Here is a 26,034-nt window from a genome sequence, read left to right as displayed (position 1 = left end):
AATTTCTCATTACCTTTTTTGTTTGAAATTAATTATAATAAAAGATGGTTGAATATTAATAAAATGCTATAATTTATGATAATCAATAGTTTAGTTTGCTTTTTTTAACATTTTATTTAGTTTTGCATAGTTTTTGATAATTTTAAAAAACGAAAAATATTGGCTTTGAAAATGGATGCTATGAAGTTTTCTGCTATGATTATTCAACCTTAATTTAACTATATAAATGAAGATTTTTTCTTTAAACGTACTATTTATTTTAACTGTTTTATTATGCTCAAAAGAAGCAATTTCACAAAATGAAAATAGTCGTTTTCTATTTGGATTTGGAATTAATGCGATCTCTTTTAATTCATATGATGTTGATGAGAAAATTACGGATCCAGTAACCTTAGAAACACAAACTATAACGAAAAATATAAAAGGTAATTTTTCAGATTATTATAATCCAAAATATTTTAATATTCATCCTACTTCAATCAGACTTAACGCAGCTTACTTTATTACAAAAGGAATAAGTGCTCAATTTGGATTTTCTCTAAATTCTATTGATAAATTTTTAGAACAAGAAGTTAAAACACAAGATCTTTCTTATTTTTCTATCTCACTTGGAACAAAATATAATATTGCAAGAGTAACAGGAAAAGATGGTTTTGGAAATAAAGAGTGGTTTGCCCCTTTTGCTGGAGTAAAATACGGAATGGTATTTTTAGATAAAGGGAAAAGTAATTATTATGACTTTGAATTAGGAACAAATTTATGGGTTTCTGAAACTGTTGGTTTCAATATCCAAACAGAGTTTAAAAATACTTTAAAAACAGAAGAAGTTAAAAAGCACTTTCAACACAGTTTAGGAATTGTTTTAAGACTAGATTCGGATGCGGATAAAGATGGTGTAAAAGGTAGAAAAGATAAGTGTCCGAAAATTTATGGTCCAAAAGCTTTAGATGGTTGTCCAGATTCTGATGGAGATGGAATTACAGATAGAGAGGATAAATGTCCTTTAGAAAAAGGGACGAAAGAAAATAATGGTTGTCCAGAAAATTAAAACTTAATCTATAAAAAAATGAAAAAGAACAAATTTTTACTCAAAGCTGTTTTAGCTTTTGCTTTATTGCTATGTACAAAAGAAATTTCAGCACAAGGGTCAGGCACCTATCGTTGGATGGTAGAAGCAGGTTATAATGCTGTTGATTTTAACTCTTCAGGAGCTACAGGAAATGGTAGATTTAATGAATTTTTTAATGATAAACATTATAATATTCATGCTACTTCTATACGATTTAATATCGTGTATAATTTTAAAATAGGACTTAGCCCAGAGGTTGATATGTCAGTAAATTCTATTGACAGGTTTGGAAGTGAAAGAGTTAGAGGACAAGATATTCCTTATTTATCATTTACAGGAGGAGCTAAATATGGACTTAGCCATATTTTCGGAAAAGAAGGTTTTTTCGGGAAAAGAGGTTGGTTTGATCCTTATTTAGGTCTTAAAATCGGTATGGCAGGAATGGATAATCAAACTAGTTTTTTATACGATGCCGAGGCCGGTTTCAATATTTGGTTTCTTGATCAATATGGTTTAAATATTCAAACAGAATATAAAAGAACTACAAATCAAGATAATGTAATGAGACATTTTGAGCATTTTGTTGGTATAGCATTCAGATTTGGAGCTTCAGATACAGATAAAGATGGGATTAAAGATAAAGAAGATAAATGTCCAAGAATTAAAGGGCTTAAGAAAAACAAAGGATGCCCAGATTCTGACGGAGATGGAGTTATTGATAGAAATGATCCTTGTCCTTTAGAAAAAGGAACAAAAGGAGGGTGTCCTGACACAGACGGAGATGGAGTTATTGATAAAAAAGATAAATGTCCAAATTTAAAAGGTGATAGAAAAACAAATGGTTGTCCTGATAAGGATAATGATGGAGTTTTAGATAGTGAAGATAAATGTCCAGAAGAAGCTGGAACAACTGAAAATGGAGGGTGTCCTTTTGTGGATTCTGACAATGATGGAGTTCAAGATAAGGATGATAAATGTCCAAACGAAGCAGGTGTTGCTGGTGAAGGAGGTTGTCCAAAAGTGATTATTACTTTAAAAGCTTTAGAACAGATTCAGTACGCTGCAAAATCTATTAAATTCAATACAGATAATGATGATTTTGCTCCAAAAAAATCAAAAGAATTAGATGAAATTTTAGCATTGATGAAAGAATTTAAAAATGCAAGATTCTTAATTACTGGAAATACAGATAATGTTGGTTCTGATACTTATAATGAGAAATTATCTTTAAGAAGAGCTGAAGGTGTACGTCAGTATTTAATAGAAAATGGTATTGAAGCTTCAAGACTAGAAGTAAAAGGAAATGGTGAGGCAAATCCTATTTCAACAAATAAAACTAGTAAAGGAAGAGCTAAAAATAGAAGAGTTAGTTTTAGTGTATTAAACATGTAAAAGAAACTAAAAAAAAGATATTGAGGCATCCGATTTTAATCGGATGCCTTTTTTGTTTTAATCTTCGATCAATTCTTCACAATCTTCTGCAAAAATCAACTCAGCATATTCGATTTCATTTTCAATAGTATATTCTTCCTGATTATTCAAATAAAAAGTTATTGGATAAACATATTCAACGTTTTCTATTGTTTCTTCATCATAATCAGAAAAATGATTCTCGTGTTGTGTTTGATTTTGGAAAGTTACAGTATTCCCACTTATAGTCATTTGTAGTGGATATTTCAAACTAGAAATACATTCGTGATAAGAAAAATCAAAAGCAGTTTCTAAATGAAAATCTCCACAGAATTTGATATAATGAACTAAAAGAGCAAAATCCTCTATCTCAAATTCTTCATCATCTTCACTAATTACTGTATATGGAAAATCGAACTCGATATTATCATTATTTCCACTAATAAAAGTTTCTATAAGCCCTAAAAGCTGTCCATGATTTTCTATTTCATCTTCATTATCATTTATAGTATATTCAACAGGAAAATCAAGAGTATAACAATAAGCTTGAGCTTCATTATCTTCGTCATCTTCACATTCTTCTAAAAGAGATTCTAATTGTTGATTATTTTCGATAATTCGAATCTCACCAGTATTCATTCTAACAATAACAGGGAAGATATTAATAACATCTTGTTCATCATATTCTTCGATAATATCTTCATATTGATCTATCGAGTAAATAATCAATGGAGAACCATAAATATTCACTTGTACTGGAAACTGTACTTCAAAACATTCTTCTGTTTCAAAATTGCAATTTTCTATAGTTTCTTCAAAAATATCTTCGTTTAAAATATCTTTAGTGATTCCAACTTTTGGAAAAGAAATCTGGAAAGGAAATTTTATTCCATACTTCGTATTATCTGTACTTTGAAACTCAATAATCTCTTTTAAACCTTCAAAGTTTTCAATAGTAATAACTAGTTGTTCATCAAATTGAAGTTTTATTGGGTATATAAAATCAAAACATAATAAATCTTCAATATCTTCTTCTTCATTTTGAAGATAAGAACGAAAGTTTACCATAAAATCTTCCAAGGAAGCACTCTCTTGTATATTTTCTGTATTAGACGAATTATCTCCAATAGAATCATCATTTTCACACCCTAAAAAAATGGAAAAAGAAAAGATTATCAAAAGAAAATATGTCATTAAATTTTTCATGTTCACCCTACTATACTATATCGATAAAACAATATGATTCTAAATTACCCTACTTAATTTGTCAAATAAAATAAATTATTTCAAAACTTTCATTCTTTTGTTGAAAATAATAATTTTACCATCTTTTAATTTTACTCTTAGATGACAGAAGATAAAAAATCAGTTTGTAAACCTACCGTTTTTGAAGAGCTTTATAAGAAACATTCCAAAGATGTTTTCAACTTTATGTTTTACAAAACAGGTTCAAAAGCAAATGCAGAAGATTTGCTTCAAGAAGCATTTGTAAAACTTTGGAAGAACTGTGAGAAAGTCGCTTATGAAAAAGCAAAATCTTTTCTTTTTACAGTTTCGTCTAACTTGTTTCTAAACGAAAAGAAACACGAAAAAGTTGTACATAAATACATTGAAAATCAGAATAAAAGTTCTTATAAAGATAATGATACTCCTGAAAATGTTTTAAGACAAAAAGAATTTCAGGACAAGCTGAATAATGCGATTGCTTCTTTATCTGAAAAACAAAGAGAAGTTTTTTTAATGAGTAGAATCGACAAGAAAAAATATGCAGAAATAGCTGAAACACTTGGTATTTCTGTAAAAGCGGTAGAAAAAAGAATGCATAATGCATTGGTTATTTTAAGAGATAAAATTGGAAAAATTTAAGGTAGGGTATTTTTTACTCTAGTTGTTTTATTTGTGTAAAGTCATGAAAACAGAAGATAACATAGAAAATAAAGATATTTTTTTAGCAAAATGGATTGCTGGAGAAATCTCAGATTCTGAATTGAAAAAATTAGTTTCGGAAGAAGATTTTAATGTCTTTCAAGAAATAAAAAATCAATCAGAACATTTGTCTGTACCAAATTTTGATACAGATAAAAACTTTAGTGCAATCAAGCAAAAATTGGAAACTCCTAAGAAAAAATCTAAAGTTATTCCACTTTGGATGTACGCTGCTGCTGCTTCTGTGGTGATTATGATTTCATTTTTCTTGTTTAAAACTTCTTCTACAGTGATTCAGACAAGTTTTGGAGAGCAAAGAATCGTGATGCTTGCAGATAGTTCGGAAGTAATTTTGAATGCAAAATCGAAATTGACTTACCAACCAGAATTATGGAAGTTTGAACGAAAATTAAAACTTGAAGGGGAAGGATATTTCAAAGTTAAAAAAGGAAGTACTTTCACAGTAGAAACAGAAAACGGAAGCGTTACTGTTTTAGGAACACAGTTTGACGTGAATACGTCGGATGATTTCTTCAAAGTTGTTTGTTATGAAGGAAAAGTTTCCGTAAAACAACAAAATAAAGAAGTAATTCTTACGCAATCAGATGCTTATCAAAATATTCAAAACGAAATAACTACTTGGAATTCTAAAAACGAAGCTCCAACATGGATCAATGGTGAAATTTCTTTTGAAAAAACACCTTTAAAAATTGTTTTCGAAAGCCTTGAAAAGCAATTTGATATTTCTATTGAAAACAAAACTTCATCAAATAAATTATTTACAGGTACGTTAAGTAATACCAATCTTGAATTAGCTTTACAGACTTTGACTTCTGCAATGCAATTAAAATATACTATTTCAGGAAAAAATATTACAATAACGGAGTAAATAATGAAATTCTTTTTAGGTGTCTTTTTTAGTTTATGCTTAACTATTTCTGTGTTTGCTCAGAAAAAGAATACCTACACGTGTAATTTTAAAAATACAGCTTTAAAATCCGCACTTTCTAAGATAGAAGACCATTTTGATATTCGTTTTTCTTATGAATCAAACCTTATAGAAACGATTCAAATTTCAGCTTCGGATAAAGATTTAAATCTTGAAGAATTAATTCAAGTTTTAGAATCAAAAACCAATTTACAGTTTGATTTAATTTCTGAAAAATATTATGTAATTCGAGGTATTCAAACTCCAAAAATTATAAAAGGATATTTGTTTTCTGAGTATAAACAACCGATAGCTGGAGCGGTTATTCGAGTTGGAGAACAATATACGATTTCGAATAAATTTGGTTATTTTCAAATTGAAACGAATAATTTCAAGGAATTAAAAATCCAACATATCGTTTATGAAACTCGAACTATTTTGTTGAATTCTCAGAAAAAAGAAACAGTTTTAAAACTTCAATTAAAAGAAAAAGTAAATCAAATTCCGAATATCAATATTTCGAATTTCTTGACAAAAGGAATAATTAAAACCAGCAATTCTTTTGTTATTAAACCTAAAAAACTAGGAATTATTCCAGGACTTACTGAACCAGATATTTTACAAAGTATTCAACTTTTACCAAGTGTCAAAAGTCCTACAGAATCTGCTACAAAACTTCATGTGAGAGGTGGAACTCCTGATCAGAATTTGATTCTTTGGGATGGAATTCAGATGTTTCATACAGGACATTTATTCGGAATGGTTTCGGCTTTTAATCCTTATATCACAAAGAAAGTTACTTTTATAAACAAAGGAACTCCAGCAGAATTTGGGCAAAGAGTTTCAAGTACAATTTTGATGGAATCGGAAAAGTATATTCCAGAGAAAATCCGAGGAGAAGCTGGAATAAATTTACTGAATACAGATGTTGCTTTAAATGTTCCGATTATCAAAAATAAACTAGGAATTGTAGTTGCAAACAGAACTTCTATTGCTCCCGTTTTTCAGTCGATAACCTTAAAAAATATTGCTAAAAAAACTTTCGAAAACACACGTATTTCCTATAAAGATGAAGATTTTGAAACTTTTAGATTTAATGATTTAAACGGAAAAATCAATTGGCATCCTACAGAAAATCATAAATTTTATTTCAGTTATATTTATTTGAATAATGAACTAGAATATCAGAGTATTTCAGAAAATAATGAGATTTTTAAAGACAATCTTTTCACAAGAAATTACGGTTATAGTTTTCAAGCAAAAAATAAATGGTCTGAAAAATTAGAATCTGAAACTTCTGCATTTTTATCCAAATATAAATTGATTTATAACTATAATGTTTATCAAGATTCGGAAGAAAATATTTTGGAAAATTATGCGAAAAGAAATAGTATTTCAGATGTTGGTGCGAAGTCTAATTGGAAGTATCATTTTGATAAATTTAATCGTCTTCATTTTGGTTTTGAATATGATTATAAAAATGTTGGATACGATTTCAAAGGAAAAGGAAAAGACTATGTTTTGGATCTGGATGCAAGTAAAAAAGAAAATAGAACTTACGCCGGATTTTTACAGTATTCTTATAAAAACTCCAAATTTATCTTTTTAGATGTTGGTTTAAGATCGAATTATTTTTCTCTTTTGTCTAAAAACTATTTAGAGCCAAGAATTGTGATTTCGAAGCCATTTGCCAAAAATTGGAAGGTTTCTTTTTCTTCAGAATTAAAACATCAAATAATTAGTCAAATTCGTGAAAATGCTTTCAATAATTTTGTTTTAGAAAATCAATTATGGACGCTTTCTAGCGAAGATAAATTTCCGATTATAAAAAGTACTCAGAATACATTAAGTCTTTCTTATTTCAAGAATAAATGGTATTTCAGTACTGAATTTTATCAGAAAAAAGTAAAAGGAATTACCACGAGAACCCTTGGTTTTTTAAATCCTTATGACAATGCATATCATATCGGGAATAGTACGATTAGTGGTTTAGATTTTTTTGGTCAGAAAACGATTCATAATTTCAAAACTTCTTTTAGTTATTCTTTTTTAAGAAATAAAACCTATTTCGAAAACTTAAATGACAACAAAGATTTTTTTGCGAATACAGACATCAAACATGCTATAAAATGGACGAATATTTATCAGTTAAATAAGATTCAATTTGCACTTTTATGGACTTGGCATACAGGAAAACCTTATACGGAAATTTACAATTCAAACTTGACTTCTTTTGGTGCTCCAATTATTGCTTATGATGAAATAAATAATAAAAGACTTCCAAACTATTCTAGAGTAGATTTTTCGATGACTTACGATTTTGATTTGGTAAAAAAATCAAATATTAAAAGTAAAATCGGATTTTCAATTTTGAATGTCTTAAATCAAAATAATTACATAAATCGAGAGTATAGAACCAGTTCTACACTAGAAAATAAATTAGAAGTAATTGATAGACTTGGACTGAAAATTACTCCTAATTTACTGTATAGAGTTTCTTTTTAATTTTTGAACAGATTTAAAATTTTAACTCAAAATTCGTTTTAAGCATGTTCATTTCTGGTTTGTAAAAAATTTTAACCATAACTAAGGCTATGCTGAAAACTTTTTCCTTCACCAGTAATAAACATCAGATGAAACTCTTTGTTTTGGCTAAAAAGTTTAAATCAGTTCACTTTTTTCCAAACAAAACAAAGTCGTTTGCAATAATTTCTGTTGTATATCTTTTTACACCATTAGAGTCTTCATAAGTTCGATTTGAAAGTTTTCCTTCTAAAGCAATTTCTTTTCCTTTTGATAAGAATTTTTCAGCAAATTCAGCATTTCGTTCCCACACGATAATATTATGCCATTGTGTATCTTCTACTCTTTCTCCTTTTTGATTTTTATAAGCTTCTGTGGTTGCGATAGAAAATTTTGCTAATTTTTTTCCCGAATCTAAAACCTTTACTTCTGGATCCATTCCTAATCTTCCAATTAACTGTACTTTATTTCTTAAGTTATTCATAATGCGTTGATTTTAAATGATTATGAGACAAAGTAAAGACGAATCGAAAATTAGATTCGGTTAATAATTATTTAAAACCGATTACATTTGAATTTAAACGAATGTAAACGGTTATTTCATTTCTATTTTTAAGCCAACTCAAACATTTTTCCAGGAAGAGGTCTGATGACTCCTTTTAGTTCCAAATTCAACAAAATAGACGCTACTTTATGAATTGGAATATCACAGTTTAAAGAAATTAAATCCAGTAATTGCATTCCATTTTCTTCCAAAAAATCAAAAATCTTTTGTTCGTCTTCATCCAAATTCACAAAAAGCATTTTCTGAATTGGTTTTTGTTTTTTTTCATCCCATTTCAAAGCTTTTATCAAATCTGAAGGACTTGTAATCATTGTTGCTTTATGATTTTTAATCAAATTATTACATCCAACACTGAATTTATCAGAAACTCTTCCAGGAACAGCAAAAACATCTTTTTGATAAGAATTTGCAATTTCAGCTGTAGCCAAAGAACCACCTTTTTCAGCAGACTCAATCACAATAACAGCATCCGAAATTCCTGCAACAATTCGATTTCTACTCAAGAAAAACTCTCTTTGTGGAGTCATTTCATACCAAAAATCCGTCAGGAATCCTCCACAATCATTAATTTTATTCACATATTTCTTATGAACTTTTGGGTAAATATGTCCGAAACCATGCGCTAAAACAGCAACAGTTTTCAAGTGATTATCCAAAGCAGCTAAATGTGCGCAAATATCGACACCGTAAGCAAAACCGCTAACAATAATAGGATCATAAGATGCAACTTCCTCTACAAGTTCTTGACAAAAAATTCTTCCATTGCTAGTCATATTTCTAGTTCCGACGATGCTTAAAGTCTTTCGATCTTTAAAATCAAAATTTCCATCTTTAAAAAGTAAAATAGGACTATCTAAGCATTGTTTTAAATTATCAGGATATTCTTCTGATTCAAAATATACAGTTTGAATATTATTCTGTTCGATAAACTTTAGCTCCTCCTCTGCTTTTTGAAAAATTTCTGGATTTTTTAAATTTTTCATGATGTTTGGAGTGATACCATTTATCTTGCATAAATCTTTCTCTTTTTCTTCAAAAACAGCTTTTGCACTTCCACAATAATTGATCAATTTTTTCGCATAAGTATCTCCAATTCCTTTTACTTTTTGCAAAGCCAATACATAACGTAGATTTTCTTCCATAGATTTTAACTTCTTTCACTGAGCTTTAATAGGTTATGTTAATAAAAATAGTAAATTTTATATATCTAAGTAGTTCTTTTTTAGCTATATTTGTAGCAATGAGGATGATAGTAGAGAACATAGCAGATTTATTGTACAGATACGATTGCGTAATTGTACCAAATTTTGGGGGATTTATTTGTTCAGAAACTTCAGCAACACTGGACGAAATAACACATACATTTACACCTCCAACTAAGAAAATAACATTCAACAAGTATTTAAGTGAGAATGATGGTTTGTTGGCAAATTATATTGCGAAACAAAACAAAATTACTTATGACGAAGCGATGCTTAAAATTGAAGAAACAATTTCAGAATGGAATTCTTCAATAAAAGCTGGTACGCTAGAGTTGTCAGGAATTGGTTCTTTCTCTTTAGATCAAAATGAAAACTTGGTTTTTGAACCTTCAAATGATATTAATTATTTAAGATCTTCATTTGGACTTTCAAGTTTTGTTTCTCCTCCAATCAAGCGAGAAGAAGAAAAAGTTGTAGAAGAAAAACCAGTTATCAAACTTCCAAGAGCAGAAAAAGTAGAAGAAAAAGAAGCTACTCCTACGAATTATAAAACATATATAAAATATGCTGCAGGAATTGCTTTACTTTTCGGATTGTATAGTGCTGGAAATTATTTCTATGAAGAAAAAGAATTAGAAACAGAATTTGCAGATTCTAGTAAACAGCAAGAAAACATCGAAAAGAAGATACAGGAAGCTACTTTTTATGTTGGAAATCCATTACCTGCTATTACTCTAAATATTGGATTAAAACCAAAAGCAGAGACTTTAAACTATCATATCGTTGCTGGAAGTTTTAGACAAATGAAAAATGCTGACAAAAAAATAAATGAATTGTCTAAAAAAGGATTTTCAGCTAAAGTTATTGGGAAAAATAAATGGGATTTAATTCAAGTTGCGTTTGCTAGTTTTAAGACAAAAGAAGAAGCATTGACAACTTTAAATAAGATAAAAAAGGAAGGATATAAAGACGCTTGGCTTCTAACCAAGAAGATTGAATCTTAAACTTTAAAGCATAAAATAAAAGAGGATTTTCACACTGAAAATCCTCTTTTTTATTTTTCTAATATCCTACTTTTTCTCTAGTTCTTTTCAGAACATCTGCTGCAATTACTTTTGCTTTAGCAGCTCCAGACATTAAGACTTTATCAATCTCTTCTAGATTATTCATGTAATAATTATATTTCTCACGTGGCTCTGCAAACTTTTCTAAGATTAATTCATAGAAAGCTTGTTTAGCATGACCAAATCCGTAGTTTCCACCTTCATAGTTTGCTTTCATTTCAGCAATTTGCTCTTCAGAAGCAATTAATTTATAAAGTGCAAAAAGATTACAGTTTTCTGTGTCTTTAGGTTCTTCTAAAGGCGTACTATCTGTTTCGATTTTCATGATTTGCTTACGCAGTTTTTTTTCTGGCAAGAAAATATCGATGATGTTTCCTTTAGATTTACTCATTTTTCCTCCGTTTGTTCCAGGAACATACATTGTACTTTCTTGAATTTTAGCATCAGGAAGTACGAACGTTTCTCCCATTTTGTGGTTAAAACGAGAAGCAACATCACGAGTCATTTCTAAATGTTGTAATTGATCTTTTCCTACAGGAACAATCTCAGCATCGTATAAAAGAATATCTGCTGCCATTAACATTGGATATGTGAAAAGTCCTGCATTTACATCTTCTAATCTATCTGCTTTATCTTTGAAAGAATGCGCTAAAGTCAGTCTTTGGTATGGAAAGAAACAGCTTAAATACCAAGTAAGTTCAGTTGTTTCTGGAATATCACTCTGACGGTAGAAAACAGTTTTTTCGGTGTCTAAACCACAAGCAAGCCAAGCAGCAGCTGTGCTATAAGTGTTTTGACGTAAAGTTTCTCCATCTTTGATTTGTGTTAAAGAGTGCATATCTGCAATAAACAAAAAAGATTCATTTTTAGGGGCATTAGACATTTCAATTGCCGGTATAATAGCCCCTAAAAGGTTACCAAAATGTGGTGTTCCTGTACTCTGAACTCCTGTTAATATTCTTGACATTTCTTATTTTTTTAATAAAAACAAAAATACACATTTCCTTTTCAATTATTCAAGTCAAAATTCAAATTCATATACCTAAGTTTTTTATGTATAAGAAAATTATGTATATTTGAATCAAAATTATGAAACAATGTCAAATCAAAAATTGTATAAAGGATCTCTTCAAACAATCATTTTAAAGCTTTTAGAGAGCGAAACTAGAATGTATGGATATGAGATTACGCAAAAAGTAAAAGAAATCACTAAAGGAGATTTAAAAATTACAGAAGGTGCCCTCTATCCTGCTCTACACAAATTGGAAGCAGAAGATTTACTGACTTCAGAAATAGAAATGGTTGGAAATAGACCTAGAAAATATTATAAACTAACAGAAAAAGGAACGAAAGAAACGGCGAATCGGCTAAGTGATTTGGCTTCTTTTATCCAAAACATGGAAATATTATTAAATACAAAATTGGCTTAAGATGAAATTAAATGAAAAAGAGATAGATAGCTTATTTGAGTTTACAGAAAAACATTATGTAGAATATTATGATTTACAATTGGAATTGGTAGATCATATGGCAAATGATATAGAGGATATTCTGGAAGAAAATCCAAAACTTACTTTTTCGGAAGCTAGAGATAAAGCTTTTAAAAAGTTTGGAATATTTGGTTTTACTGAAATTCAAGAAGAAAAAGAAAAGTCTATGCATGATGAATATAGAAATTTGGTTTTTAAAATGTTTTGGAATCAATTTAAATTTCCAAGAATTTTTAGAACTCTATTCATTTTTGCGTTGATGTTTTCATTTTTTAAAATTTTACCTTTTCAATATGCTTTTATTGGTTTTGGGATATTATATTTTTCAAAATTGATTTTTAATCTTGTAAAATCTTTTCAACATAGAAAGAAAAATAAAGGTAAAAAGAAGCTTTTATTTGAAGTGATATTGATAAAATTTAAATATTTAGGAAATGGAGCTTTGGGAACAGGTGCTATATTACCAATATATTTTAATCCTGATAATTTAACTAAAACAACAGATTTAGCTTTTAATAGTACAAATATTTATTTAGTAGTTATTGCAACAATTATCGCAGCTGTTTGGGTTTTATTAGAAATAATTTTTACGAAAGATATACCAGATATTGAGAATGATTTATTAGAGAAAAAATATCCATATTATAAACTAATCCATTAAAAACTATGAAAAAAGAATTAACTAAAGAGCAAATTGATACGATTTATGACTTTGTAGAAAAACAAGGAAAAGTACCATACTATGATGTACAAATCGAGATTGTAGATCATATGGCAAATGATATCGAATCACAAATGGAATTGAATCCAAATATTAGTTTTAATGAAGCTTTTCGTTTTGCTTTTAAGAAGTTTGGTTTATCTGGTTTTCAAAAATTGATTGAAGAAAATCATAATAAGCTTCAAAAAGAATATGGAAAAATGTTGTTTTCTTGGTTTTTAAAGTATTTTTCTTTTCCAAGAATTATGTTTTCATTATTTCTATTTGGAGTTATCTTTAGTTTAGTTTCTCTTTTCAATGAATCTATTAATTTCATGGTTGTTAACGGATTCTTTTTAGGAATTTACACGATACTTTTTTTGAGAAAAATAATTGTTCATAAATTCCTTCAAAAGGATAATAAAAAATGGTTGTTGCAAAAAGTACTCTATGGTGCAAATTCTACAGGTTTTTTAACTTTGAATTTTATGTATCAGTTCTTTTTACTTTCAAGTTTTTTTAATTCGATAAATGGTTATAAAATTATTTTTATATCTATTGCATATACAATTTCAATTATACTTTTAGACATAATTGTTCGAATTATTCCAAATCATTCAGACAAATTATTAAAAGAAAAATACCTTAAACTTGTTTAATTAAGTTTCATAAAAAAAGCCTCCAAAGAAATCCTTTGGAGGCTTTTTTAATATATTTTGAATAAGTTTTATTCTACAGTTACAGATTTTGCCAAGTTTCTTGGTTGATCTACGTTACATCCTCTCATTAATGCAATGTGGTATGAAAGTAATTGCATTGGGATTGTTGTAAGTAATGGACTAAATGCTTCTTCAGAATCTGGTACTTCAATCACGTGATCTGCGATGTGTTTTACAGTATCATCTCCTTGTGTTACAATAGCGATAATTTTACCTTTTCTAGATTTAATTTCTTGAATATTACTTACTACTTTTTCGTAGTGTCCTTTCTTTGTAGCGATAACTACAACTGGCATTTGCTCATCAATTAAAGCAATTGGTCCGTGCTTCATTTCCGCCGCAGGATATCCTTCTGCGTGGATGTAAGAAATTTCTTTCAGTTTTAAAGCACCTTCTAAAGCAACAGGGAAATTAAATCCTCTTCCTAAATATAAACAGTTAGGAGCATCTTTATATTCTCTTGCTATGTTTTCAATCTGATCGTTGATTACCAATAACTCTTGAACTTTATTAGGAATTAGCTCCATTTCTTGTAAATAAGAATGGTAACTAGCATTTGATAATGCTCCATTAGCTTTTCCTAATTTAAGTGCGATAAGTGAAAGAACAGTAATCTGAGTTGTAAATGCTTTTGTAGAAGCTACTCCAATTTCTGGACCAGCATGTGTATAAGCACCAGCATCTGTTTCTCTAGCGATAGAAGAACCAACTACATTACAAACTCCAAAAACAAACGCTCCTTTAGATTTAGCTAGTTTGATAGCCGCTAAAGTATCTGCTGTTTCTCCAGATTGAGAAATAGCGATTACGATATCTTTTTCGTTGATAACCGGGTTTCTATATCTAAACTCTGAAGCATACTCTACTTCTACTGGAATTCTTGCAAAATCTTCAAACATATATTCTGCAACTAATCCAGCATGCCATGAAGTTCCACAAGCAACGATGATAATTCTGTTTGCATTTAAGAAACGCTCCATGTTATCATCTACTCCTGCCATTTTTATGATTCCTTCATTTGCTAAAAGACGACCTCTGTAAGTGTCAACAATAGCATCTGGTTGTTCATAAATTTCTTTTAGCATAAAATGATCATATCCTCCTTTTTCAATTTGTTCTAAGCTCATTTCAAGCTCTAAAACCTCTGGAGAAGAAACGATAGAATCATCTTTTACTTTTCTTACTCTAATATCACGATCAAGCTTAATAATGGCTAATTCTTGATCTTCTAAATAGATTGCTTCTTTTGTATATTCAATAAATGGAGATGCATCAGAAGCTACAAAAAATTCTTTATTATCTTTTCCTATACCAATTGCAATTGGACTTCCTAAACGAGCTACAATTACCTCGTCAGGTTTGTTTACATCAAATACAGCAATAGCATATGCCCCGATTACTTGAGTTAATGCTAATTGAACTGCTTTTCCTAATTTACAATTGTTTTCTTTCTTTACTTCTTCAATTAAATTGATAAGTACCTCAGTATCTGTATCACTTTTAAAAGTATACCCTCTAGTAATTAGCTCTTTTTTAATTGTATCATAATTTTCAATAATTCCGTTATGTACAATTGCTAATTCTCCAGATTGAGATAAATGTGGATGAGAATTCACATCGTTAGGAACACCGTGTGTTGCCCATCTTGTGTGACCAAATCCAATATTTCCGATATGGTTATTATCTTTATTTGATATTTCTTCTAAATCTGATACTTTTCCTTTTGTCTTGCTTACGTTTAATTTTTGATCATTATATAAAACAATACCAGCACTATCGTATCCTCTATATTCAAGTCTTTTCAGACCGTTAACTACAATAGGGTAAGCTTGTCTATGTCCTATATATCCTGCTATTCCACACATACTTTTTTAGTTTATTTCCGAATATATTATTTCTAGTTTCACTTTTTTATCTTCAATTGGAGATTCACTTCCATAAAGAACTACTCTTTTAGGATTCCAACCATAATCTTTAATAAGAAAATCTTGGTTGCTTTGTGGTGCATCAGATGTATTGTAGACTTTTATAGCTAACTTATTCAATTCCTCGTCATTCGATTCGTCTAATAAATTCGTAATATAATCTGTTATTCTAAATGTATATTTAATAGCTTTACCATCATCATCTTTTTCTACACTACCACCAATTCCTGAAAAACCATCAATTCCAAAAACATCTGGTAATTGTCGGTTTTTATCGTAGTTATAGATTAATAATCTATCTGGAGTAAAATCAGAAGATAGATCATCATTTACATTGAAAACCAAACGAGCTTCATTGATAATCCAATTTTTAGTTCTCAATTCCTCTAATTCAGCAGGAATTTCATCTTCTGAATCTTGCCCGAATAAAGAAATTGTTGTGATAGAACCTCCAGCTCCCTGAACGTAATTGTTCTGTGGATTGTAAGTTATCGTTGAGTTTTCAAAATTATTTGCAGTTACATTATTAAAACCAAAGTTAAAAAGAGAAGGTGTATTTTCTCCATCAATAGTTTCAGAAAAATAAACTGTCAATTTTGCATTATCTAGATTTGTCTGAATTAAAGATGCATCTGTAAATCCATCAATAGGTTCAGCTTGGATATAAATTCCTCTAAAGAAGTCTATAAAATCATCATTCGTAGTGAATTTTGATTTATTTTCGTCCCCTAAAAAGTTATTTGTAAAGAAATCTGGATCTAATGAAATTTTAATTGAAGGTCTTACAGGTGAACTTTTACGTTCATCTTCTTCGTAAATTGTTCCATCTTCAGCTCTTCTTGAAATTACAATCATCGTATCATTTGGATTTGGTACGAATACTTGTTCTGCTAGAAGATCCGATAATTCATAATCCTTATCTGAATAATATTTCAATTGTTTTGAAGGATCTTCAGGATCTAGATTATTCAAATAAGTTGCTACTCTATTTACTTTTAATCTATATGGAGTTTGAGCATTCCCGTAAACAGAATCTAATTTAAATTTAGGTTTGTTATCATCGTAAACTCCATCATTGGTGTAATAATATGGAATTTCAAGAATAACAGCATCAATTCTAGCAGTTTCATCAAATGAAAGTCCAGCAAATGGAACTCTTAATTGAGAAACAATCGATCCTGTTGTTACACCGAAATCTGGATCATCGTAAATTCCTAACAGATAATTTGGAGCATTATCTGTTCTGACAGATTCCACATTTTCAGTAGTTGTCTTAACTTGAGAAGTATATGTTCTAGTTGAAAATTTATCATTGTCAATTAAATCTACTCCAGAGTTCTCTAATTCTTTATCACATGAGATAACAAAACTTGATAACAATAATAAGCTTATATATTTTGCAACTTTGATAGTCATTAATTTTAAAATTTTAATTTAATAATGAATCGTTATTATAAATTTTGATTTATAGTCACAAGTATATAAACTTATTTTTAAGTATTCTAGTACGTTGTGCCTAATTTAAAAGAATATTAACAAATGCAAATCAAAAATTATCAATAACGAACTTCTAGTTATCTAAAACTTTTTCGTTATAAAATGATAAATATGCTTCTGAAAAATCCAATTCTGAATTATATTCTAATACAGGTTTCTCAGAATTTTTTGCAAACTCTTTTAAATCAGCAGATACATTTTCATTTGCTATTAAAACAGCATCCGAATTATTGATAGCATTTTTCATAACGTTATCATACGAAGGTGTTTCTAAAATAGCAGCGTTTTCATCTGAAATTTGATCAAATTTAACTTTATTGATGAATTCACTATCTAATGTTCCTTCAAAACCATTATCATATAAAGAAACTACGATTTTGCTATTTTCAAATAAAGGATCATTTGAATAATATTCCTTTAAATAAACAGGTAGCATAGCCGACATCCATCCGTGCACGTGGATAATATCTGGTGCCCAGTTTAATTTCTTTACAGTTTCTACAACTCCTTTAGCAAAAAAGATTGCTCTCTCATCATTGTCTGGAAATAAGTTTCCATCCTCATCTGTGAAGGTAGCTTTTCTCTTGAAATACTCATCATTATCGATGAAATATACCTGCATTCTCTCTTTAGGAATTGAGGCAACTTTGATAATTAATGGCATATCCATGTCATTAATAACTAAGTTCATACCTGATAGACGAATTACTTCGTGTAATTGATGTCTACGCTCGTTTACTACTCCAAAGCGTGGCATGAAGATTCTAGTTTGACCTCCTTTATGATGAACAGCTCTTGCTGCTTCAAATGAGGTTGATGACATTTCGTTTTCTGGTAAATAAGGTGTAACTTCCGAAGAAACAAATAAAACTCTTTTATCTTTCATAAATTGAACTAAAATAATTAAAGATTCTGCAAAATTACAAAATTTTATGTAGAAATTGATTTTAAATAGATTAAGTTTGCATCCGCTTAACGGTAAACAACACAGATATCATGTTAGTGTTCAAAACAAAAAGTGAATTAATTGAATATTTAAAACCTTCTATTCCTCAGGAAAATATAGGGTTTGTACCTACAATGGGAGCCTTACATAAAGGGCATATTTCTCTTGTAGAAAAGGCGAAAAAGGAAAATGAAATTGTTGTAGTAAGTATTTTTGTAAATCCAACTCAATTTAACAATTCTAGTGATTTAGTAAATTATCCAAAAACACTGGATAATGATTTGAAAATGTTAGAAGAAGCGAATTGTGATTGTGTATTTGTTCCTTCTGTGGAAGAAATGTATGAACAAAATATTAACTCAGAAACATTTGAATTTGACGGTTTAGAAAATGAGATGGAAGGGAAGTTTAGACCTGGACATTTTGATGGTGTCGGAACTATTGTTAGAAGACTTTTCGAAATCGTAAATCCTACAAATGCCTACTTTGGAGAAAAAGATTTCCAGCAACTTCAGATTATAAAGAAAATGGTAGCGAAAACTTCTTTAGAAGTTAACGTTATAGGCTGTTCTATCTTTAGAGAAAAAGATGGATTAGCAATGAGTTCTAGAAATATGCGACTGACAGAAGCGCAAAGAAAAGCATCACCTTTTATTTACGAAACACTTCAAAAAGCTAAAAAACTTTTTAGTGAAGAAAAAAGGAATGATATTTGTGAATGGGTTGAAAATCAATTCAAAACACAATCAGAACTAGAGCTTGAATATTTCATTATAGCAGAAGAAGAAAGCTTGAAAGAAATAAAAACAGGTAGCGATAGCGTTAAGCCAAGAGCATTTATCGCTGTTTTTGCAGGAGAAATTAGATTAATAGATAATATTAGCTTGATATAGAAGCTATTTTAAACAAAATAATTATTTTTGCGCCATGCAAATAGAAGTAGTAAAATCAAAGATACACAGAGTAAAAGTAACAGGTGCCGATTTACAGTACATCGGTAGTATTACTATTGATCAGGACTTAATGGATGCTTCAAACATTATTGAAGGAGAGAAAGTTCAGATCGTTAATATTAATAACGGAGAACGTCTGGAAACTTACGCTATCCCAGGACCACGTAAGAGTGGTGAGATCACATTAAATGGTCCAGCTGCAAGAAGAGTTGCAAAAGGAGACATTATTATCATTATTTCTTATGGAATTATGGATTTTGAAGAGGCTAAAAATTTCAAGCCTACTTTAGTGTTTCCAAACGAAAACGATAACACATTAACATAGTTTGAATAAAAAGCTTAAAAAAATAATCACATTATCACTCCCAATTTTATTGGGAGTTTTTTTGGTCTGGTATGTATTTTCTGGGCTTGATGATGCGGAGTTAGAAAAAGTAAAAGATAGCTTTAGAAATGCAAATTATTGGTGGGTTTTACTATCGATAGTTTTTGGAGCATTGAGCCATCTTTCTAGAGCTTACCGTTGGCAGTTTTTATTAGATCCACTTGGATATAAGCCACGATTTTTGAATAATTTTATGGCAGTTGCCGTAACTTATCTATTGAATTTAGCAATTCCTCGTTCTGGAGAAATTGGTAGAGCAACAACACTTACAAAATACGAAGATGTTCCTTTTGAGAAAGGATTTGGAACTATTGTAGCAGAAAGAGTTGCGGATGTATTAATGCTTTTATTAATCATCTTAACGGCTTTTTTATTACAGTTTGATTATTTCTACGGAATCATTTCTAAATCGCTTCCTGAGAATCCTTTAAAACTAGGAGGGATTGTAGTAGGAGTGTTGGCTGTAGCTTATTTAGGGTTTAAATTTTTACAGAAGTCTACAAACAAAATAATTGTAAAAATTAGAGGATTTGTAGCTGGATTAGTGGAAGGTGTAAAAAGTATTTTTTCTATGAAGAAAAAATGGGCTTTTATCTTTCATACAGTATTTATTTGGGTGATGTATGTTGCGATGTTTTATGTTGTAACTTTTGCTTTGCCTGAAACTTCAAACCTTTCTTTAGCGACGATTATTGTAGGATTTGTTGCCGGAGCAATCAGTATTGCACTTACAAACGGAGGAATCGGAACGTATCCTTATGGAGTGAGTAAAGCATTTGCTATTTACGGAATTGCAGAAGCTTCTGGTGTTGCTTTTGGTTGGATTATGTGGACAGCGCAAACAGCGATGGTATTAGTTTTAGGAGCTTTGGCTTTTATCTTTTTACCGATTTATAATAGAAATTCGAAATTGTCTTAAAACAATTTTTAATATAAAATTTAAAACCTCTAGAGTGTTCTGCTTTAGAGGTTTTTTGTTTTGTTGCTGAAACTGGCTTAGGGATAGTAGCGGTATCCTTTTTTGCTTTTCTTCATAAGGTTACTTTGGCAAAAAAGATATAGTGAATAGCCCAACCTTTTTCTACGTTTTTTGGAAACGAAGAAAAATGGGAAGCCCCCAAATAATATTTTTCTTTTTAAAAAATCTATGTTCATTTTTTTCTTGATAAAAAAACGAACCAAAAAAATCAAGACTTTTATTTTTAAAATAAAAAATCTACGAAATTTGAAAAAGACTCAAAAAACTCGCTGATGCTCAAACAGTTTTTCGTCTATTATTTTCAAAATTCTTGATTTTTTCAATTTTAAAAATAGGTCATTTAAATTTCGTAAAACTGATTAAAAACCAATTTTGAAAATAAATTTTAAACAGGTTTAATATTTAAAATCTTCTTGTGGTATTTTGTACACTGTAAATTTAAAAATGAAAAAGCTTTGTGTTTTTGTTTAAAATTTATCTAAATTAGCCGACTTGAAACGGTTAGTTGAATTTTCAATTAGGTGTTGGTAAAATTATGAGTTTAAGAAATAAAAATATAGCAAATACATTCATCGCATTGTTCTTGACAGTGTTGGTGGCATTTCCTATTTTATTATCTTCATTTCATCATCACCATGCATCTAATGTTGAAGAAAGTTCGATAAGTGACAATTTTGAAGGAAACGAGTTTAATAAACTTTCAAGTGATTTGGATATCGAATCTTGTTTCGTGTGTCATTTTAACCTTTCTCAATCAGAGTATATAGAAAACTCTAGTGTTTCTTCGCTGGAAGAAATTCCTCCTAAAAATTTAGATACAAAAACTCAAATTCTATTTGATTTTGTATACTTTTCTTATAAAATAGATTCGGGCCAACTGAGAGCCCCTCCCGTATTATCTTAATTTTTAATCATTTTATTGCTTTATTTCTGATGGGAGAATAATGTCTTTTTGGATGTTGTTTTGTCGGATTAAAGAATAATTATGGTTTTTTTATCTTTTTGATATTCTGTGTTTTAAGTTGCGTAAGTCTTTGTTTTAAATAGATTTATTCCAACTGCGAATCAAGCAGAATGTAATCAAACTTTTCACCCAATTATTTATTATTAAAGACAAGTACATGCGAACTTATCTATTCGTTTTGCTAATCTTCAGCAGTATGTTGAGTTTTAGTCAAGACTGTAAACATACCTTTTCAGGGAAGGTAATGGACTTACATGATTCTTCTATTTTGTTAGGAGCTTCTGTCCACATTAAAGAAATTAATAAAACAGTTTCTACAAATCCGCAAGGAGAATTTATATTTAAAAATCTTTGTTCTGGAACTTATACGGTTACTGTTTTTCATTACGAATGCGAGCCACTTACCAAACAAATTACCATCAATCAGGAGCATATTTCTGAAGTTTTTAAGCTTGAACATCATATTGAGGAGCTTGAAAAAGTAGAAATTAATGGAAATAAAAGAAAAGTTTTTCAGAAAAAATCAGCTTTGTCTACGACGGTAATTAATAAAGAAAATTTACAACAAAGAAAGGAAACTAGCTTGGCTAAATCTCTAGAACATGTTGCTGGAGTTAGTACAATTAGTATTGGTTCTGGGCAAGCGAAACCAACAATTAGGGGTTTTGGATTTAATCGAGTTGTTGTTGTACAAAACGGAATCAAACATGAGGCGCAGCAGTGGGGAGCAGATCATGGTTTGGAAATTGATCAGAATGCCGTAGAACATATCGAAATTTATAAAGGGCCTTTGTCATTATTAGTTGGTTCTGATGCTATTGGAGGTGTGATAAACATTAAAGAAGTATCGATTCCAAAAAAGAATTCTTTTGGTGGAAATGTAAGTTTGATCGGAAGAACAAACAATGATTTAGTTGGGCTTTCTACATTTTTGAGTGGAAGAAAAGAGCATTGGTTTTTCAAGAATACAATTACTGCGAATAGTTACGGAGATTTTAAAGTTCCGACAGATAAAATTCTGTATAACGGTTATGTATTTGATTTACATAATCATCAATTGAGAAATACGGCTGGGAGAGTTTTAAATATTTCAGGAACGATTGGTTATACAAAAGATGATTTTTTGAATCGTACAATCATAAGTAATGTAAATGAAGAGAATGGTTTTTTTGCAAATGCACATGGTTTAGAAGTTATAAAATCACAGATAGATTATGATAAAAGCAGTCGAGATATTGATTTGCCAAAACATAAATTGAATCATTTCAAGATTACGAATGAAACAGAAATTCATAAGGAAAATTATACTTTGAGGATTAATGCAGGATTTCAAAATAATGCAAGACAAGAACTTTCGGAGCCATCCGAACATGGTTATATGCCAAAACCTACAAGTAGTTTGGAGCGAGAATTTAATAAAAACACTTATTCTCTGAATGTTTTTGCAGATTTATATACAAATAGTAAGCACAAGTTGAAATTTGGAGTGAATTCTGAATTTCAAGATAATTCTATTGGAGGTTGGGGATATATTATTCCAGCGTATCATCGATTTTCTGCTGGAGCTTTTGTGTATGATAAAATTGAAATTTCTCCAAAATTCTACTTACACACAGGAATTCGTTATGATTATGGAACTCTGAAAACAGAACAATATCAAGATTGGTTTTTATCTCCAGTGAATGAAAATGGAACGATTAAAGAAGAATATTTAATCAGAGCTACTGCAAAAGATTTCAAATTTGGAGATTTTAGTGCGTCTTTCGGAGGAGTTTATGATTTGAAGAATCAAATGTTCAAATTCAATCTTGGAAAGAGTTTTCGTATGCCGCTAGCAAACGAATTGACTTCAGATGGTGTGAATTATCACATGTATAGATATGAGCTAGGAAATGCAGATTTGAAAGCGGAAGAATCCTATCAGGTTGATTTGGAATATTCTTATACAAAACCAAAATTTAATGTAGCTGTAAGTCCTTTTGTAAATTATTTTCCAAATTATATTTATTTAAATCCAACTTCAGATTATTATGAAGCTTTACAGATTTATAAGTTTCAAGAAGCAGAAGTTTTTCGTTTTGGTGGAGAAATTACTTCTTCGTTTCTTTTGACAGAAAAACTTTTTCTAAATACTTCTGTAGAATACATCTATGCAAGACAATTAAGTGGAGCTAAAAAAGGATTTACCTTACCATTTTCTCCGCCACTTTCTGGAATTATTGGAGCGAATTATACACTGAAAAATTACAAATATTTTAAAAATACAAAGTTTGAATTAGACTGGAGATTTACAGCGAAACAAAATGAAATTGTTCCGCCAGAAAGTCCTACAGATGGCTATACTGTTGGGAATTTTACGATGTCTACTTCTTTGTATAAAAAAGATAAAAAATGGGCTGATGTATACTTTAGAGTCAATAATATTTTAGATACAAAATATTTTAATCATACTAGTTTTTATAGAATAATTGAAGTGCCAGAACCAGGTCGAAATTTTTCATTAGAAGTAAGAATTCCTTTTTAAAAATTGCAAGTTGAAGATATTTTTGAAACATACAAATAAGAAAACAATCTATGGGATTGTGTTGCTGTTTGGCTTATTGCTAAGAATAAGTCATGCTTCGTTGTTTCATGTTTCAAAAGGTGGAAATGATTTTCAAAATCATGAGCAAAAAGTAGATTATTGGGAAGAAAATAATCTTACAGAAAAATGTCAGTTTTGTTATTATGGATTGAAATATTTCAGTTTGTTAAATAGCCAAAATAAAGAAGAATTAGAAATAAATTTTAGTGGTGTTTCTATCGTAGAAAAAGAAGCAAAATATTTTTTAAAAGAATCCTTAATTTTTAATTCCAGAGCTCCGCCTTTTGCTAAGTTTTTATTTAAGAATAGAAAAAACATCGAAGATTAAACAATAAATAAACCTAGAAAATTCTAATAAAACGGAATTAGAGCATATTTAAATTTATATCAAAAAGTTTTCGATGCTTCTTAAAAGCTCTTTTTTGTCTTTTTTCTCATCCATAGCGATGCTATGAACTCTAAAAAAGTCTTCAAAATAGTATTTTAATAAGCTATAAAACAATTCTGATACAATTTTAAAAAAGCTCTTACAATTAATAAGATTTAAAAAATTAAAACATATTTAAAAATGAAAAAATTAACTTATATAACAGCGATCGTATTTACTTTATTTTCTTTTGTATCATGTAGTGATGATGATGATGCTACAGCAGCTGCACGAATTGAAATTACAGATTTAGAGCTTGGTTCAGGACACCATGATCATGAAGAAGATGGGCATGACCACGAAGAAGAAGGACATGAGCATGAGGAAGCTGCAGAAATAGAACCAGGAGGAGATTTGCATATTGCTGCTCAAGTTTATGCTTCAGAAAAAGTTGCAACAATCACAGTAGAATTACATAGTGAAAATGGAGGTTCTTGGGAGTTAGAGCAAGTATTTACTGGGAAGTATTTAAATGCTATCAATACAGAATTTCATGAACATATTTTAATTCCAGAAGATGCAGTTCCTGGTGATTATCATTTCCATTTAGAAGTAAAAGATTTAGCAGGAAACACAGAAGAAGTAGATGCCGAATTGAAAATTGTGGAGCATGAAGATGAACACGAAGAAGCATAATAAAAATTTCTTTTAAAATACTGTAGAGCTTCTTTTGTATTCTTTTTTTAGAATTTAATGAGATAATGATGAAAGTAAGCTCTATGGTGTTTTTTCAAAATCCAATTTTTTAATTATTTAAAATATTATAGAGATGAAAAAATTAAAATTTACACCAATATTTTTTGTGTTAATGATCTTTTTAGCAGCCTGTTCTGATGATGAAGATGATATAGATCAAACGAATCCGACAATTGATTTTGATTTTGAATCTTCATTTCCGAAACCTTGTGTGGTTGTACAGAGAGGAACAACTTTCAATTTTCATGCGAAGTTTTCAGATAATGATGTTTTAGGATCTTATGCTATTGATATTCATAATAATTTTGATCATCATACGCATGATAATTATGATGTTCAATGTGATTTATCTCCAATTAAGGCACCTGTAAATCCTTTCATCTATATACAGAATTTTACTATCGAAGGTGACTTAAAGGAATATCAACCAACATTGGAAATTGTAATTCCTGATGCTATTGATGTAGGAGATTATCATTTTGAAGTTCGTCTGACGGACAAAACAGGATGGCAGACTAGACATGCAATTGATTTTAAGATTGCAGATTAGACAAATTGTCTAAAAGTTTTCAGAAGTAATTTTATTATAAATATAGAAGATTATTAATTCAAAAAAATAAAACCTTTAAAATGTATTGTTTTAGAGGTTTTTTGTTTTGTTGCTGAAACTGGCTTAGGGATAGTAGCGGCATCCTTTTTTGCTTTTCTTCATAAGGTTGCTTTGGCAAAAAAGATATAGCGAATAGCCCGACCTTTTTCTGAGTTTTTTGGAAACGAAGAAAAAATGGGAAGCCCCAAACGATCAATATTTATTTTCCAAAATAGATTGCTCTGTAGTTTTCACGTCTTTTAAACATCATGAAAATTGGATTGAAAACACGAATAAATTGACTTTTTTCAAGTTTATTGATATTCATCAGTCTTTGTCCGTCGATGATTGGTCGGTAGATTAAAGCATAGAAAAGTAGACCAGAAGAGGCAAATGTCTTCATGCCGTTTTGCATCATCAGTACTAGTAAAACAAATGGAAATGTGATGGCGATGTAGTAAGTAATTAATTTCATAGGTGTTTTTTTAAATAA

Annotated in this window: 25 protein-coding genes; 17 read left to right on the top strand and 8 right to left on the bottom strand. The window is 29.6% G+C overall.

Annotated features, from left to right (window positions below; all coding sequences use genetic code 11):
* The first annotated feature begins 226 nt into the window (after positions 1-226).
* On the top strand, positions 227-1,048 hold the full coding sequence (locus tag I0K12_RS08530; protein ID WP_196887090.1) for a hypothetical protein: 822 nt from the start codon (positions 227-229) through the stop codon (positions 1,046-1,048).
* An 18-nt stretch (positions 1,049-1,066) separates the two neighbouring features.
* Positions 1,067-2,461 (top strand): OmpA family protein, encoded by a 1,395-nt coding sequence (locus I0K12_RS08525; RefSeq protein ID WP_196887088.1) that lies wholly within the window; start codon positions 1,067-1,069, stop codon positions 2,459-2,461.
* Positions 2,462-2,518: 57 nt separating this feature from the next.
* Here the strand turns inward: I0K12_RS08525 and I0K12_RS08520 are convergent, their stop codons facing one another.
* On the bottom strand, positions 2,519-3,685 hold the full coding sequence (locus I0K12_RS08520; protein ID WP_196887086.1) for a hypothetical protein: 1,167 nt from the start codon (positions 3,683-3,685) through the stop codon (positions 2,519-2,521).
* A gap of 141 nt (positions 3,686-3,826) precedes the next feature.
* Between I0K12_RS08520 and I0K12_RS08515 the strand changes: the two genes are divergently transcribed.
* Genes I0K12_RS08515 through I0K12_RS08505 form a run of 3 tightly spaced genes read left to right on the top strand, consistent with a single transcriptional unit; the run spans position 3,827 to position 7,838 of the window.
* Positions 3,827-4,345, top strand: a complete 519-nt coding sequence (locus I0K12_RS08515; RefSeq protein ID WP_196887084.1) for an RNA polymerase sigma factor — start codon at positions 3,827-3,829, stop codon at positions 4,343-4,345.
* A gap of 43 nt (positions 4,346-4,388) precedes the next feature.
* On the top strand, positions 4,389-5,294 hold the full coding sequence (locus tag I0K12_RS08510) for a FecR family protein (RefSeq protein ID WP_196887083.1): 906 nt from the start codon (positions 4,389-4,391) through the stop codon (positions 5,292-5,294).
* Positions 5,295-5,297: 3 nt separating this feature from the next.
* Positions 5,298-7,838 (top strand): FecR domain-containing protein, encoded by a 2,541-nt coding sequence (locus tag I0K12_RS08505; protein ID WP_196887081.1) that lies wholly within the window; start codon positions 5,298-5,300, stop codon positions 7,836-7,838.
* A gap of 166 nt (positions 7,839-8,004) precedes the next feature.
* Here the strand turns inward: I0K12_RS08505 and I0K12_RS08500 are convergent, their stop codons facing one another.
* Together I0K12_RS08500 and dprA are read right to left on the bottom strand one after the other, a co-directional pair.
* A complete protein-coding gene (locus tag I0K12_RS08500) occupies positions 8,005-8,340 on the bottom strand; it encodes a single-stranded DNA-binding protein (protein ID WP_196887078.1) in 336 nt (111 codons plus the stop codon).
* Positions 8,341-8,468: 128 nt separating this feature from the next.
* Positions 8,469-9,563, bottom strand: coding sequence for a DNA-processing protein DprA (dprA, locus tag I0K12_RS08495; RefSeq protein ID WP_196887076.1), 1,095 nt, complete (start codon positions 9,561-9,563; stop codon positions 8,469-8,471).
* A 104-nt stretch (positions 9,564-9,667) separates the two neighbouring features.
* Here dprA and I0K12_RS08490 point away from each other — a divergent pair, with 104 nt between their 5' ends.
* Complete coding sequence (locus I0K12_RS08490; RefSeq protein WP_196887066.1) at positions 9,668-10,627, top strand: SPOR domain-containing protein; 960 nt, start codon at positions 9,668-9,670, stop codon at positions 10,625-10,627.
* 58 nt (positions 10,628-10,685) lie between these two features.
* Here the strand turns inward: I0K12_RS08490 and trpS are convergent, their stop codons facing one another.
* Entirely contained in the window at positions 10,686-11,654 is a 969-nt protein-coding gene (gene trpS / locus I0K12_RS08485; RefSeq protein WP_196887064.1) for a tryptophan--tRNA ligase, read from the bottom strand.
* A gap of 130 nt (positions 11,655-11,784) precedes the next feature.
* Here trpS and I0K12_RS08480 point away from each other — a divergent pair, with 130 nt between their 5' ends.
* Genes I0K12_RS08480 through I0K12_RS08470 form a run of 3 tightly spaced genes read left to right on the top strand, consistent with a single transcriptional unit; the run spans position 11,785 to position 13,536 of the window.
* Entirely contained in the window at positions 11,785-12,117 is a 333-nt protein-coding gene (locus tag I0K12_RS08480) for a PadR family transcriptional regulator (RefSeq protein WP_196887060.1), read from the top strand.
* A 1-nt stretch (position 12,118) separates the two neighbouring features.
* The gene (locus I0K12_RS08475; protein WP_196887058.1) at positions 12,119-12,838 is read left to right on the top strand and encodes a hypothetical protein; all 720 of its coding nucleotides are present in this window, start codon (positions 12,119-12,121) and stop codon (positions 12,836-12,838) included.
* A gap of 5 nt (positions 12,839-12,843) precedes the next feature.
* Entirely contained in the window at positions 12,844-13,536 is a 693-nt protein-coding gene (locus I0K12_RS08470; protein ID WP_196887055.1) for a hypothetical protein, read from the top strand.
* Positions 13,537-13,604: 68 nt separating this feature from the next.
* Here the strand turns inward: I0K12_RS08470 and glmS are convergent, their stop codons facing one another.
* From glmS to I0K12_RS08455, 3 genes are all read right to left on the bottom strand, one after another.
* On the bottom strand, positions 13,605-15,461 hold the full coding sequence (glmS, locus tag I0K12_RS08465) for a glutamine--fructose-6-phosphate transaminase (isomerizing) (protein ID WP_196887053.1): 1,857 nt from the start codon (positions 15,459-15,461) through the stop codon (positions 13,605-13,607).
* Positions 15,462-15,467: 6 nt separating this feature from the next.
* On the bottom strand, positions 15,468-16,937 hold the full coding sequence (locus I0K12_RS08460) for a DUF4270 domain-containing protein (RefSeq protein WP_196887050.1): 1,470 nt from the start codon (positions 16,935-16,937) through the stop codon (positions 15,468-15,470).
* 154 nt (positions 16,938-17,091) lie between these two features.
* A complete protein-coding gene (locus tag I0K12_RS08455) occupies positions 17,092-17,904 on the bottom strand; it encodes a glycogen/starch synthase (protein WP_196887048.1) in 813 nt (270 codons plus the stop codon).
* Positions 17,905-18,014: 110 nt separating this feature from the next.
* Between I0K12_RS08455 and panC the strand changes: the two genes are divergently transcribed.
* The 8 genes from panC to I0K12_RS08415 all read left to right on the top strand — a co-directional run bounded on the left by panC (position 18,015) and on the right by I0K12_RS08415 (position 25,502).
* Positions 18,015-18,857, top strand: coding sequence for a pantoate--beta-alanine ligase (gene panC / locus I0K12_RS08450; protein ID WP_196887045.1), 843 nt, complete (start codon positions 18,015-18,017; stop codon positions 18,855-18,857).
* A gap of 34 nt (positions 18,858-18,891) precedes the next feature.
* The gene (gene panD / locus I0K12_RS08445; RefSeq protein WP_196887043.1) at positions 18,892-19,242 is read left to right on the top strand and encodes an aspartate 1-decarboxylase; all 351 of its coding nucleotides are present in this window, start codon (positions 18,892-18,894) and stop codon (positions 19,240-19,242) included.
* Position 19,243: 1 nt separating this feature from the next.
* Positions 19,244-20,221, top strand: a complete 978-nt coding sequence (locus I0K12_RS08440; protein ID WP_196887040.1) for a lysylphosphatidylglycerol synthase transmembrane domain-containing protein — start codon at positions 19,244-19,246, stop codon at positions 20,219-20,221.
* 595 nt (positions 20,222-20,816) lie between these two features.
* Positions 20,817-21,185 carry a hypothetical protein gene (locus tag I0K12_RS08435; protein ID WP_231372723.1) on the top strand — a complete coding sequence of 123 codons (369 nt, stop codon included), beginning with the start codon at positions 20,817-20,819 and terminating at the stop codon, positions 21,183-21,185.
* Between the two features lie 217 nt (positions 21,186-21,402).
* The gene (locus I0K12_RS08430; protein ID WP_196887035.1) at positions 21,403-23,769 is read left to right on the top strand and encodes a TonB-dependent receptor; all 2,367 of its coding nucleotides are present in this window, start codon (positions 21,403-21,405) and stop codon (positions 23,767-23,769) included.
* A 10-nt stretch (positions 23,770-23,779) separates the two neighbouring features.
* On the top strand, positions 23,780-24,157 hold the full coding sequence (locus tag I0K12_RS08425; RefSeq protein ID WP_196887032.1) for a hypothetical protein: 378 nt from the start codon (positions 23,780-23,782) through the stop codon (positions 24,155-24,157).
* A 240-nt stretch (positions 24,158-24,397) separates the two neighbouring features.
* Positions 24,398-24,892: a DUF4625 domain-containing protein gene (locus tag I0K12_RS08420; protein WP_196887029.1), complete on the top strand. Its 495-nt coding sequence runs from the start codon at positions 24,398-24,400 to the stop codon at positions 24,890-24,892.
* Positions 24,893-25,025: 133 nt separating this feature from the next.
* On the top strand, positions 25,026-25,502 hold the full coding sequence (locus I0K12_RS08415; protein WP_196887026.1) for a DUF4625 domain-containing protein: 477 nt from the start codon (positions 25,026-25,028) through the stop codon (positions 25,500-25,502).
* A gap of 259 nt (positions 25,503-25,761) precedes the next feature.
* Here the strand turns inward: I0K12_RS08415 and I0K12_RS08410 are convergent, their stop codons facing one another.
* The gene (locus I0K12_RS08410) at positions 25,762-26,016 is read right to left on the bottom strand and encodes a hypothetical protein (RefSeq protein ID WP_196887025.1); all 255 of its coding nucleotides are present in this window, start codon (positions 26,014-26,016) and stop codon (positions 25,762-25,764) included.
* Positions 26,017-26,034 lie beyond the last annotated feature (18 nt).

The sequence above is a fragment of the Aureivirga sp. CE67 genome (genome assembly GCF_015767245.1).
Lineage (GTDB): Bacteria > Bacteroidota > Bacteroidia > Flavobacteriales > Flavobacteriaceae > Aureivirga.
This window is presented reverse-complemented; position numbering and strand designations above follow the sequence as displayed.

Coding starts and splice junctions, on each gene's coding strand:
- I0K12_RS08490 (WP_196887066.1), top strand. CDS start 9,668: ATGATAGTAGAGAACATAGCAGATTTATTGTACAGATACGATTGCGTA.
- I0K12_RS08410 (WP_196887025.1), bottom strand. CDS start 26,016: ATGAAATTAATTACTTACTACATCGCCATCACATTTCCATTTGTTTTA.
- I0K12_RS08415 (WP_196887026.1), top strand. CDS start 25,026: ATGAAAAAATTAAAATTTACACCAATATTTTTTGTGTTAATGATCTTT.
- panC (WP_196887045.1), top strand. CDS start 18,015: ATGTTAGTGTTCAAAACAAAAAGTGAATTAATTGAATATTTAAAACCT.
- I0K12_RS08480 (WP_196887060.1), top strand. CDS start 11,785: ATGTCAAATCAAAAATTGTATAAAGGATCTCTTCAAACAATCATTTTA.
- I0K12_RS08470 (WP_196887055.1), top strand. CDS start 12,844: ATGAAAAAAGAATTAACTAAAGAGCAAATTGATACGATTTATGACTTT.
- glmS (WP_196887053.1), bottom strand. CDS start 15,461: ATGTGTGGAATAGCAGGATATATAGGACATAGACAAGCTTACCCTATT.
- panD (WP_196887043.1), top strand. CDS start 18,892: ATGCAAATAGAAGTAGTAAAATCAAAGATACACAGAGTAAAAGTAACA.
- trpS (WP_196887064.1), bottom strand. CDS start 11,654: ATGTCAAGAATATTAACAGGAGTTCAGAGTACAGGAACACCACATTTT.
- I0K12_RS08515 (WP_196887084.1), top strand. CDS start 3,827: ATGACAGAAGATAAAAAATCAGTTTGTAAACCTACCGTTTTTGAAGAG.
- I0K12_RS08420 (WP_196887029.1), top strand. CDS start 24,398: ATGAAAAAATTAACTTATATAACAGCGATCGTATTTACTTTATTTTCT.
- I0K12_RS08510 (WP_196887083.1), top strand. CDS start 4,389: ATGAAAACAGAAGATAACATAGAAAATAAAGATATTTTTTTAGCAAAA.
- I0K12_RS08520 (WP_196887086.1), bottom strand. CDS start 3,685: ATGAAAAATTTAATGACATATTTTCTTTTGATAATCTTTTCTTTTTCC.
- I0K12_RS08505 (WP_196887081.1), top strand. CDS start 5,298: ATGAAATTCTTTTTAGGTGTCTTTTTTAGTTTATGCTTAACTATTTCT.
- dprA (WP_196887076.1), bottom strand. CDS start 9,563: ATGGAAGAAAATCTACGTTATGTATTGGCTTTGCAAAAAGTAAAAGGA.
- I0K12_RS08455 (WP_196887048.1), bottom strand. CDS start 17,904: ATGAAAGATAAAAGAGTTTTATTTGTTTCTTCGGAAGTTACACCTTAT.
- I0K12_RS08460 (WP_196887050.1), bottom strand. CDS start 16,937: ATGACTATCAAAGTTGCAAAATATATAAGCTTATTATTGTTATCAAGT.
- I0K12_RS08530 (WP_196887090.1), top strand. CDS start 227: ATGAAGATTTTTTCTTTAAACGTACTATTTATTTTAACTGTTTTATTA.
- I0K12_RS08525 (WP_196887088.1), top strand. CDS start 1,067: ATGAAAAAGAACAAATTTTTACTCAAAGCTGTTTTAGCTTTTGCTTTA.
- I0K12_RS08435 (WP_231372723.1), top strand. CDS start 20,817: ATGAGTTTAAGAAATAAAAATATAGCAAATACATTCATCGCATTGTTC.
- I0K12_RS08475 (WP_196887058.1), top strand. CDS start 12,119: ATGAAATTAAATGAAAAAGAGATAGATAGCTTATTTGAGTTTACAGAA.
- I0K12_RS08430 (WP_196887035.1), top strand. CDS start 21,403: ATGCGAACTTATCTATTCGTTTTGCTAATCTTCAGCAGTATGTTGAGT.
- I0K12_RS08500 (WP_196887078.1), bottom strand. CDS start 8,340: ATGAATAACTTAAGAAATAAAGTACAGTTAATTGGAAGATTAGGAATG.